The sequence below is a fragment of the Pseudomonas sp. NFACC25 genome, assembly GCF_900100935.1.
GTDB classification, from domain to species: Bacteria; Pseudomonadota; Gammaproteobacteria; order Pseudomonadales; family Pseudomonadaceae; genus Aquipseudomonas; species Aquipseudomonas marginalis.
This window is the reverse complement of the sequence record NZ_FMUC01000011.1, coordinates 163,540-174,306: the sequence shown is the minus strand read 5'-3', so window position 1 is coordinate 174,306 and position 10,767 is coordinate 163,540. Positions and strand designations below refer to the sequence as shown.

Below are 10,767 nucleotides of genomic sequence, written 5' to 3'. Positions count from 1 at the left end.
ACCCACAGGCGCACGACTCCCATGACTCCACCCCTTCCGCGAAGACCCCGCTGGCGCAGCCTCGCCCTGTTGGCCCTGTGCCTGGCACCGTTGCTGTGGCCGCTGGAGCACTTGGCCGAGCGTTACTATCGCAGCGAACTGGCCGGGCAAAACCGCCAGACCCTCGATCTGTACGTCGCCAACCTGCTGGGCACCCTGCATCGCTATGAAGTGCTGCCGCAGATCCTCGGCGACTTGCCGGCCTTGCGCACGGCGCTGGCCGCGCCGCAGGTCAGTACCAACCTGGTCAACGCCAACATGCTGCTCAAGGACGTCGCCGCCCAGGCCGGGGTGGAAGTGATGTATTTGATGGACACCACCGGCAAGACCCTCGCCGCGTCCAATTGGGACAAGCAGGACAGTTTCGTCGGGCGCAACTTCTCGTTCCGGCCCTATTTCAGCGAAGCCATGGCCGGGCGCCTGGGACGGTTTTTCGGGCTGGGCACCACCTCGGCCAAGCGCGGCTATTTCTTCGCCGCCGCGGTGCGCGATGGCGACACGATCATCGGCGTACTGGTGGTCAAGGTCGACCTGGACCACACCGAAAGCCTGTGGGGCAATACCCCGGAACAACTGCTGGTCACCGACCACAACGGCGTGGTGATCCTCACGTCGCGCCCGCAATGGCGCTTCCGTGCCACCCGGCCGCTGACCGCCGAGGAACGCCAGGCCATCATCGCCATCCAGCCCTACCCCACGCGCGACCCGCAACCCCTGAGCCTGAGCAGCAGCGCATGGCTGCGCCAATCCACCGCCATTGCCGAGACCGGCTGGAATGTGGAAATCCTGGCACCGCAATCCTTGATCAGCCGCCCGGTGCGCACGGTGGTCGCCGTGGGCGGCGCCACGTTGCTGGTGTTGATGCTGCTGCTGGGCCTGTTGATGCAGCGCCGTCGCCACTACCTGGACCGCATCGCCTTCGAAGCCAAGGCCCGCCGCGAGCTGGAGATGCGCGTGGTCGAACGTACCAGCGATCTGGAAGGCCTGAACCGGCGCCTCAAACAGGAAGTGCTGGAGCGCGAACACGCCCAGCAGGAACTGGTGCGCGCCCAGGATGACCTGGTGCAGGCGGGCAAGCTGTCAGCGCTGGGCACCATGTCGGCGAGTATCAGCCACGAACTCAACCAACCCCTGGCGGCGATTCGCAGCTATGCGGAAAACGCCGAGATCCTGCTCGACCACGAGCGCACCAGCGATGCCCGGGGCAATCTCAAGCTGATCAGCGAACTGACCGGACGCATGGCCTCGATCATCGCCCACCTGCGCGCCTTCGCCCGGCGCGACCGGCACGCGCCGGAGAGCGTGGCCCTGCAACCCGCCCTCGACGACGCCCTGGCACTCCTGGCCAAGCGGCGGCGCTCGATGGAAGTGGAACTGATCCGCGATTTGCCGGAAGCGACCCTGTGGGTACAGGCCGGCGAAACCCGTCTGCGCCAGGTACTGGGCAACCTGCTGGCCAACGCCCTCGACGCCCTTACCGAAAAAGGCCCGCCGCGCAAACTGTGGCTGAGTGCCGAAACCACCGCCCAGGGCGTCAACCTGTACATTCGCGACAACGGCCCGGGCTTTTGCATGGAAGCCCTGGGCCGCGCCAGCGAACCGTTCTACACCACCAAGACCCGCACCCAGGGCTTGGGCCTGGGCCTGGCGATCTGTGACACCCTGATGCGTGCCTTTGGCGGCGAACTGCTGTTTGCCAACCACAAGGAAGGTGGCGCGCTGTTAACCCTGAAATTGCGTGCCGGCTCGCCGGGCGTCAGTCTGCAACCGTCCGAGGACCGCAGTGTATGAGTATCGATAACCAGATTCAGGTGGTGTTGATCGACGATGATCCGCACTTGCGTCAGGCCCTGTGCCAGACCCTGGACCTGGCCGGGCTGAACGTCCTGCCCCTGGGCGAAGCCACCGGCCTCACCGCGCGCCTGTCGCGGGATTGGCCGGGCGTGGTGGTCAGCGACATCCGCATGCCCGGCATGGACGGCCTGGAGCTGCTGGACGAGCTGCACGGCCAGGATCCGGACCTGCCGGTGCTGCTGATCACCGGCCACGGCGACGTGCCGCTGGCGGTGCAGGCCATGCGCGCGGGAGCCTATGACTTCCTCGAGAAACCCTTCGCCAGCGACGCCCTGCTCGACAGCGTGCGCCGCGCCCTGGCCCTGCGCCGGCTGGTGCTCGACAACCGCAGCCTGCGCCTGGCCCTGAGCGACCGCCAACAACTGAGCACCCGCCTGGTGGGGCACTCGCCACAGATGCTGCGCCTGCGCGAGCAGATCGGCGCCCTGGCCGCAACCCGCGCAGATGTGCTGATCCTCGGCGAAACCGGCGCCGGCAAGGAAGTGGTGGCCCGCGCGCTGCACGACCTGTCGAGCCGGCGCAGCGGGCCGTTTGTGGCGATCAACGCCGGGGCGTTGGCCGAGTCGGTGGTGGAGAGCGAACTGTTCGGCCATGAGCCCGGCGCCTTTACCGGCGCGCAGAAGCGGCGCATCGGCAAATTCGAATTCGCCAACGGCGGCACCTTGTTCCTCGATGAAATCGAAAGCATGAGCCTGGACGTGCAGGTCAAGCTGCTGCGTCTGTTACAGGAGCGTGTGGTGGAGCGCCTCGGCGGCAATCAGCTGATCCCGCTGGATATCCGCATCATCGCCGCCACCAAGGAAGACCTGCGCCTGGCCGCCGACCAGGGCCGCTTCCGCGCCGACTTGTACTATCGCCTCAACGTCGCGCCGTTGCGTATTCCGCCACTGCGCGAGCGCGGTGAAGATGCGTTGATGCTGTTCCAGCACTTCGCCGACGAAGCCAGCAGCCGCCATGGCCTGCCGTTGCATGAGCTGCAACCGGGCCAGCGTGCCCTGCTGTTGCGTCATAGCTGGCCGGGCAATGTGCGCGAATTGCAGAACGCCGCCGAGCGCTTCGCCTTGGGCCTGGAGTTGGCGCTGGACAGCACCCCGGACAACCCCGCCAGCAGCGTGCTGACTTCCACGCCGGGCGGCTTGAGCGAACAGGTCGAGCAGTTCGAAAAAAGCCTGATCGCCGCCGAACTGACCCGCCCCCACAGCTCCATGCGCAGCCTCGCAGAAGCCCTCGGCGTACCGCGCAAGACCCTGCACGACAAACTGCGCAAGCACGGCCTGAACTTCGCCAACCCAAGCACTGACGACGAATGACCCTGCCCACCCACCAAGAGGCCGCCATGAGCCGCGACAGCCGTTACCTGGAATCCATCCTCCACCACGACATCCCCCTGACCCGCGAAATGGGCCTCAAGGTACTCGACTGGCAAGACGGGCAACTGCGACTGCATCTGCCCCTGCACGCCAATATCAACCACAAGAGCACCATGTTCGGCGGCAGCCTCTACTGCGGCGCGGTGCTGGCGGGTTGGGGCTGGATGCACCTGCAACTGCGCGAGGAAGGGATTGAAGACGGGCATATCGTGATTCAGGAAGGGCAGATCAGTTATCCGCTGCCGGTGACGCACGACGCGACCGCCATTTGCGCGGCACCGGAGGAGAAGGTGTGGAAGCGTTTTTTGGCGACCTACAGGCGCTATGGCCGGGCGCGGCTGGCGTTGGACACCTGGATCGTGAATGAGGGCAGTGAAGAGCGGGCCGTTACGTTTACCGGCCAATACGTCTTGCACCGCTAGAAGCCAATACACAAAAAAATGTGGGAGGGGGCTTGCTCCCTCCCACATTCAGATCGGCTGAGGTATTAAGAGCGGGCCAAGGTCAGCAACCGCTCACGCCACGCCGCCTTCGCCGGCAACGCCAGGAAAAACGGATTCAGCAACGACGCCCGCGCTGGATAGCTGAACGGCTCGCCACTCAACTCCAGCACCTCGCCGCCCGCCCCTTCCAATACACCCTGGGCCGCCGCCGTATCCCACTGCGAAGTCGGCGCCAGCCGCGGGTAGCAATCGGCACTGCCCTCGGCCAACAGGCAGAATTTCAACGAGCTGCCGATATTCGCCAGCTTCAACTCCCCCAACCCTTCGCTCAAACCGTCCAGCAGACGCTCTTGCTCGGGGCTGGTATGCCGGCGGCTGGCGACCACGGTGAACGCCTCACCAACTGCCGGGGCCTCGCGCACCTGGATCTGCCTGGGCGCTTCGTTCACGTCGGAACGCCACGCCCCCAGGCCGGCACCACCGAAGTAGCAACGGCCACTGGTGGGCATGGACACCACGCCGAACACCACGCGCCCCTGTTCGACCAGGGCAATATTGACGGTGAATTCTTCGCTGCCGGCGATAAATTCCTTGGTGCCATCCAGCGGGTCCACCAGCCACCAGCGCTGCCAGCCGGCACGTACGCTCTGGTCGATGTCAGCGTCTTCTTCGGACAGTACCGGGATGCTCGGGTCCAATGCGGTAAGGCCCGCAAGAATCAGATGGTGGGCGGCCAGGTCGGCCGCCGTCACCGGCGAATCATCGGCCTTGGAGGTCACCGCCACATCGGCGCGCCAGTACGGCAGGATCACTTCACCCGCCTGGCGGGCCAGTTCGATCACAGGGGCGATAAACGGGTGGCCTAAAAACAGTTCGCTCATGGGGTAAACGCTCCACGCTGAATCAACAAATCTCGTACCAGGTACAACGCCGCCAGGGCGCGGCCTTCGCTGAATTGCTCGTTTTGCGCAAGCTGCGACAGCTCGCGCAGGTTGACCCTGTCCACACGCATCGGCTCGGGCTCATCACCTTCCAGGCGTTCTTCATAGAGTTCGGTGGCGAGCACCACCTGGATTTTCTGGCTCATGTAGCCAGGGGATAACGACAGCTCGGTAATGTGTTCCAACTGCCGTGCGCCGTAGCCGGCTTCTTCCTTGAGTTCCCGGTCGGCCGCCGCCAGCACGTCTTCGCCGGGTTCGATCAGGCCCTTGGGCAACGACAGCTCATACTCATCGGTACCGCCGCAGTACTCTTCAACCAGCAACGCATGATCTTCGTCGATCATCGCCACGATCATCACTGCGCCGTAGCCGGCACCGCGGCCCACCAGGCGCTCGTAGGTCCGTTCAACGCCATTGGAAAAGCGCAATTGCACTTCCTCCACGCGGAACAAACGGCTACTGGCGACTATTTCGCGGGCGAGGACGGTGGGTTTCTGGCGCATAAGCGGCTCCTTGGCGTGATCGGGTTACTATACCGTGGCTTTTCCGATTGTCTGTGTCGGATATCTTTACTTACATGAGACCGCACCATGCCCTCTTTGCCCTGGCACGCCATCGACACCGTCCTGCTGGACATGGACGGCACCCTGCTCGACCTGCATTACGACAACCATTTCTGGATGGAACACCTGCCCCAGCGTTACGCCGAACTGCACGGGGTGAGCCGGGCCATGGCCGAGATGGAGTTGCAGCCTCTGTTCGAGCGTAACGCCGGACAGTTGCAATGGTATTGCCTGGATTTCTGGAGTGCGGAACTGAACATCCCGGTGCGCGAACTCAAGCTGGAAACCGCCCACCTGATCGCCCTGCGCCCGGATGCCGACACCTTCCTGGCGGCGATCAAACAGGCCGGCAAGCGCGTGATCCTGATCACCAACGCCCATCGTGATTCGCTGTCATTGAAGTTGGAGCGCATTGAACTGGCGCCGTACTTCGAGCGATTGATCAGCTCCCACGACTACGGCTTCGCCAAGGAAAACCCGCAGTTCTGGGATGCCTTGCAGGCTGACATCCAGTTCGATCCGGCTCGCAGCCTGTTTATCGACGACACCCTGCCGATCCTGCGCAGTGCCCAGGCGTTTGGCGTGGGGCATTTGCTGGCGGTGAAAGAGCCGGACAGCAAAAAGGGGCCAAAGGACACGGCTGAATTTGCAGCAGTCGGTGACTACCGCGATCTCATTGCCGGGCTCTGAACCCTGTGGGAGGGAGCAAGCCCCCCTCCCACCTTTTCGCCCGTGTATTACTCAGGAATACGCAGTGTCTGCCCTGGGTAAATCTTGTCCGGATGGGACAACAGCGGCTTGTTGGCCTCGAAGATCTTGTTGTACAGGTTGGCGTTACCGTACACCGTCAGGGAGATCGCGCTGAGGGTGTCACCCTTTTTCACCACGACGAAACGGGCGGCGGCAACTGCCGGGCCGGTTACGGTGATCTGGTCATCCACACTGGCCACGCCTTGAATGTTACCCAGCGCCAGCAGAATCTTCTCTTTCTCTTCCTGGGTGGCGACTTCACCGGTCACGGTCACTTTGTCGCCATCCACCGTGGTCTGCACATTCGGATTCCCCAGACCCACCTTCGCTACGTGTTCCTTCAACTGCTCACTCGCGTTGGCATTACCCGGCGTCAACAGGTCGACAATCTTTTCGCCGGCTTCTTTGATAAAGCTGAAAATGCTCATAGTGCGCTCTCCTTGGTAGTTGATTTCCAGATGCCCAAGACTAGACCAGTCCGGCAGACTTGTGTTCCAGCCCGACCAAAGACGCAAACGCGCTAGAATCCCCCCGCCATTGGAATAAGCCCTGGAGCGAAGATGGACATCAAGCAGCTGAAATTCCTCATCGCCCTCGACGAGACCCGTCACTTCGGCCAGGCCGCGGCGCGTTGCCACATCACCCAGCCAACCCTTTCGATGCGCCTGCGCAACCTTGAAGAAGAGCTGGACTTGCCGCTGGTCAATCGCGGCCAGCGCTTCGAAGGGTTCACCGCCCCCGGCGAGCGCGTGCTGGCCTGGGCACGCACGGTGCTGGCGGCCTATGACGGTTTGCAGGCCGAAGCCGCCGCCTGCCGTGGCAACCTGGTGGGTACGTTGCGCCTGGGTGTGGTGCCGTTGTCGAGCTTTGATCCGCTGGCGTTGATGCAACAACTGCACAAGGAGCATCCGAGCCTGCGCTTTGAGCTGTCGGCCCTCAGCTCCGAGCAGATCCTCGAACAGTTGGCGAGCAATCGCCTGGACCTGGGCGTGTCCTACCTCGATCGCCTGGACAACGAGCGCTTCGACTCCCTGGCCCTCGGCGAAACCCGCATGGGCCTGCTCTACGACCAGCGCTATTTCAGTTTTGGCGACAAGCCGCTGAGCTGGGAGGCCTTGATCGAACTGCCCCTGGGCATGCTCACCAGTGGCATGCACTTCCGTCAGTCCATCGACCACAACTTCCACAGCCGGGGCCTGCACCCGCAGCCGCTGTTACAAACCGACGCCGTCCATCAGTTGTTACAAGCGGTGCATGGCGGACTCTGCTGCGCCGTCATGCCGTTGGACGGCGGCCTGGACGCCCTCACCGAACATTTGCGCCTGCAACCCATCGAAGACGCCCACACCCTGGCGCGCCTGGGCCTGATCATGCGGCGCAGCGCGCCGCGTTCGGCATTGGCAGAGGCGTGTTTCGCGCTGTTTCAGAAATCGCAAACAGAGTCTTGATCGACGTCATCTATCGGTAGATCAGTACTGGCAATTAGACGCGACGCTTTGTCGCGCCTAGTCTAAACACTGATCAATCCGCCGGTGGTACTGCCCCATGAACGCCAAGCGCCCAGTCTGCGCGGCGCCTGCTCCGGAAGCGTCCGCGCCCGTCGCCAGCCAGAGCTACCAGTTTTGCAACCTTGAGCACACTGAAGTCGCCAGCACCGCCTTGGCCGAAGAAGTAGCGTTGGCGATTGCCTATAACGACATCAGCCAGGCCGTCATGCTGGTCACGCCCACGGACCTGGAAGACTTTATTGTCGGGTTCAGCATCGGCAGCGGCATTATCGCCGACGTCAGCGATATTTATGATCTGAAACTCAGCGGTTCGGGTTCGGCCCAATACGCTCAGGTGCAGATCTCCAGCCGTGCGTTCTGGAACCTCAAGCAGCAGCGCCGCCAGCTGGCAGGCACCAGCGGCTGCGGCCTGTGCGGAGTGGAAGCGATGGAACAGGCCCTGCCGGACCTTCAAGTGCTGCCCGGCGCGCCCTTGCCGCCTGCCGAATGGCTCGACGGCCTGCGCCAGCGCATCAGTGCGTTCCAGCCTTTGGGCCAGTACAGCGGCGCTGTGCATGCGGCCGTGTTCATGGATAACCAGGGCGAATTGCTAATGGGCCGTGAAGACATCGGCCGGCACAACGCCCTCGACAAGTTGATCGGTGCGCTGATCCGCCAACGGGTCCGCACCGACGGCGGGCTGGCGATTGTCACCAGCCGTTGCAGCCTCGAATTGATCCAGAAAGTCCTGCGCGCGGGCATTCAGACCCTGGTCAGCCTGTCGTCGCCCACCGGCCTGGCCCTGCAATGGGCTCGCCGGCATCACCTCAATCTCATCCACCTGCCGCAGAAAAGTGCGCCGCGGGTCTACAGCCCTGCGATGGAGAACCAGCCGTGAGCAATCATCATCAAGCCGACCAAACCCCAACCCCGCGCTACAAGCCCTACAAGGGCCCGGCTGGCGGCTGGGGTGCGCTGATCAGCGTGGCACAGGCGTGGTTGACCAGCGACAACGCGCTGAAAAACCTGCGCATGATGCTCAAGACCAACCAGAACGGCGGCTTCGACTGCCCGGGCTGCGCCTGGGGCGACTCGCCGGAAAGCGGCATGGTCAAGTTCTGCGAGAACGGCGCCAAGGCGGTCAACTGGGAAGCCACCAAGCGCCGCGTTGACGCAGCGTTTTTCGCCAAGCACAGCGTCACCGCGCTGCTGGAGCAAAGCGACTATTGGCTCGAGTACCAGGGCCGCCTGACCGAGCCGATGCGCTACGACGCCGAAACCGACCGCTACACCCCCATCAGTTGGGAAGCGGCCTTCGACCTGGTCGGCAAGCACCTCAACGCCCTGCCCAGCCCGGACATGGCCGAGTTCTACACCTCGGGCCGTGCCAGTAACGAAGCGGCGTACCTGTACCAGCTGTTTGTGCGCGCCTACGGCACCAACAACTTCCCGGATTGCTCGAACATGTGCCACGAGGCCAGCGGCGTGGCCCTGGCCCAGAGCGTGGGGGTCGGCAAAGGCACCGTGACTTTTGATGACTTCGAACATGCCGATGCGATATTCGTCTGGGGCCAGAACCCCGGCACCAACCACCCGCGCATGCTCGAACCGCTGCGTGAAGCGGTCAAACGCGGTGCCCAGGTGGTGTGCATCAACCCCCTCAAGGAGCGCGGCCTGGAGCGCTTCCAGCATCCGCAGCATCCGCTGGAAATGCTCACCAACGGCGACAAGCCGACCAACACCGCGTACTTCCGCCCGGCCCTGGGTGGCGACATGGCCATCCTGCGCGGCATGGCCAAGTTCCTGCTGCTGTGGGAGCGCCAGGCTCAGGCCGAAGGCAAGGAAGCCGTGTTCGACCACGACTTCCTCAATGAACACACGGCCAACGTGCTGGATTACCTGGGCCAGATCGACGATACCTCCTGGGATGAAATCGTCGAACAGTCCGGCCTGACCCTGGTCGAGATCGAGCAAGCGGCGCGCATGTACGCCAAGGGCAAGAACGTGATCATGTGCTGGGCGATGGGTATCACCCAGCACCGCCACTCGGTGCCGACCATCCAGGAAATCGCCAACCTGATGCTGCTGCGCGGCAACATCGGCCGCCCCGGCGCCGGCCTGTGCCCGGTGCGTGGCCACAGCAACGTGCAGGGCGACCGCACCATGGGCATCAACGAACGCCCACCGGTGGCGTTCCTCGACGCCCTGGAGCGGCGCTTCCAGTTCCAGGTGCCGCGCACCAACGGGCACAACGTGGTGGAAGCAATCCACGCCATGCTTGAAGGTCGCTCCAAGGTGTTTATCGGCCTGGGGGGCAACTTCGCCCAAGCCACCCCGGACAGCCCGCGCACCTTCGAAGCACTGCGCAATTGCGACCTGACCGTGCAGATCAGCACCAAGCTCAACCGCAGCCACCTGATGCACGGCAAAGACGCGCTGATCCTGCCGTGCCTGGGCCGCACCGACATCGACATCCAGGCCGAAGGTCCGCAAGCGGTGACGGTGGAAGACTCGTTCAGCATGGTCCATGACTCCAACGGCCAACTGCAGCCGCTGTCGAAGTTGATGAAATCAGAACCGGCCATCCTCGCCGGCATCGCCGCCGCAACCCTGGGCAGCAAACCGGTGGACTGGAACTGGTTGGTGGCCGACTACAGCCGCATCCGCGACCTGATCGCCGATACCATCCCAGGCTTCAAGGACTTCAACGAACGCCTGAAACACCCCGGTGGTTTCTACCTGGGCAACTCCGCAGGTGCCCGGCGCTGGAACACGCCTTCGGGCCGTGCCAACTTCCGCCCGAACATCCTGCCCAAGGACCTGATCCACGAGCGCACCCACGCCACGGGCCACGTGCCGGACCTGATCATGCAATCGATGCGCTCCCACGATCAGTACAACACCACCATTTATGGCCTGGACGACCGCTATCGCGGGGTCAAAGGCCAGCGTGACGTGCTGTTCGTCAACGAAGCCGACATCATCCGCCTCGGCTTCAAGCCGGGGCAGAAAGCCGACATCGTGTCGTTGTGGGAAGACGGCCGCGAGCGTCGTGTGAAGGGCTTCACCTTGCTGGCGTTTGATATTCCGGCGGGGCAGGCTGCGGCTTACTACCCGGAAGTGAACCCGTTGGTGCCGCTGGAAAGCACCGGGGATGGCAGCCATACACCGACGTCGAAGTTCGTGGCGATACGTTTGGAAGCTGCCAGTGACAATGGGCTGATCATGGCGCGTTCGGCCTGACTGATCATTTCGGGCACAAAAGAGGCCGCTTTTGCATAAAAGCGGCCGTTCCGAAGTAGCTAAAGACTCGCAAAAAC

10 protein-coding genes are annotated in these 10,767 nt (G+C 63.4%); 7 read left to right on the top strand and 3 right to left on the bottom strand.

Annotated elements, in window-relative coordinates; genetic code table 11:
* Nucleotides 1-21: 21 nt before the first annotated feature.
* From BLQ09_RS23150 to BLQ09_RS23140, 3 genes are read left to right on the top strand one after another with little or no spacing between them, the layout of a single operon-like run.
* On the top strand, nt 22-1,830 hold the full coding sequence (locus BLQ09_RS23150) for a sensor histidine kinase (RefSeq protein ID WP_027605130.1): 1,809 nt from the start codon (nt 22-24) through the stop codon (nt 1,828-1,830).
* A complete protein-coding gene (locus tag BLQ09_RS23145; RefSeq protein ID WP_092358675.1) occupies nt 1,827-3,203 on the top strand; it encodes a sigma-54-dependent transcriptional regulator in 1,377 nt (458 codons plus the stop codon). Before BLQ09_RS23150 ends, BLQ09_RS23145 begins: the two co-directional genes overlap by 4 nt.
* A 26-nt stretch (nt 3,204-3,229) precedes the next feature.
* Nucleotides 3,230-3,685, top strand: coding sequence for a YiiD C-terminal domain-containing protein (locus BLQ09_RS23140; protein WP_027605132.1), 456 nt, complete (start codon nt 3,230-3,232; stop codon nt 3,683-3,685).
* Nucleotides 3,686-3,750: 65 nt separating this feature from the next.
* On the opposite strand, the gene cysQ is transcribed toward BLQ09_RS23140, so the two are convergent.
* Both cysQ and nudE read right to left on the bottom strand, forming a co-directional pair.
* Nucleotides 3,751-4,587: a 3'(2'),5'-bisphosphate nucleotidase CysQ gene (cysQ, locus tag BLQ09_RS23135; RefSeq protein ID WP_027605133.1), complete on the bottom strand. Its 837-nt coding sequence runs from the start codon at nt 4,585-4,587 to the stop codon at nt 3,751-3,753.
* Nucleotides 4,584-5,150, bottom strand: coding sequence for an ADP compounds hydrolase NudE (gene nudE / locus BLQ09_RS23130; RefSeq protein WP_027605134.1), 567 nt, complete (start codon nt 5,148-5,150; stop codon nt 4,584-4,586). Before nudE ends, cysQ begins: the two co-directional genes overlap by 4 nt.
* Nucleotides 5,151-5,237: 87 nt before the next feature.
* On the opposite strand from nudE, the gene yrfG reads away from it, so the two are divergent.
* Nucleotides 5,238-5,900 carry a GMP/IMP nucleotidase gene (gene yrfG / locus BLQ09_RS23125; RefSeq protein ID WP_053140324.1) on the top strand — a complete coding sequence of 221 codons (663 nt, stop codon included), beginning with the start codon at nt 5,238-5,240 and terminating at the stop codon, nt 5,898-5,900.
* Nucleotides 5,901-5,947: 47 nt separating this feature from the next.
* Here yrfG and lysM read toward each other — a convergent pair whose 3' ends face one another.
* Nucleotides 5,948-6,388, bottom strand: coding sequence for a peptidoglycan-binding protein LysM (gene lysM / locus BLQ09_RS23120; RefSeq protein WP_027605136.1), 441 nt, complete (start codon nt 6,386-6,388; stop codon nt 5,948-5,950).
* Between the two features lie 132 nt (nt 6,389-6,520).
* Here lysM and BLQ09_RS23115 point away from each other — a divergent pair, with 132 nt between their 5' ends.
* The 3 genes from BLQ09_RS23115 to BLQ09_RS23105 all read left to right on the top strand — a co-directional run bounded on the left by BLQ09_RS23115 (nt 6,521) and on the right by BLQ09_RS23105 (nt 10,690).
* On the top strand, nt 6,521-7,408 hold the full coding sequence (locus BLQ09_RS23115; RefSeq protein WP_027605137.1) for a LysR family transcriptional regulator: 888 nt from the start codon (nt 6,521-6,523) through the stop codon (nt 7,406-7,408).
* Between the two features lie 97 nt (nt 7,409-7,505).
* A complete protein-coding gene (fdhD, locus tag BLQ09_RS23110) occupies nt 7,506-8,345 on the top strand; it encodes a formate dehydrogenase accessory sulfurtransferase FdhD (protein WP_027605138.1) in 840 nt (279 codons plus the stop codon).
* Nucleotides 8,342-10,690, top strand: coding sequence for an FdhF/YdeP family oxidoreductase (locus tag BLQ09_RS23105; protein WP_027605139.1), 2,349 nt, complete (start codon nt 8,342-8,344; stop codon nt 10,688-10,690). Before fdhD ends, BLQ09_RS23105 begins: the two co-directional genes overlap by 4 nt.
* The last annotated feature ends 77 nt before the right edge of the window (nt 10,691-10,767 follow it).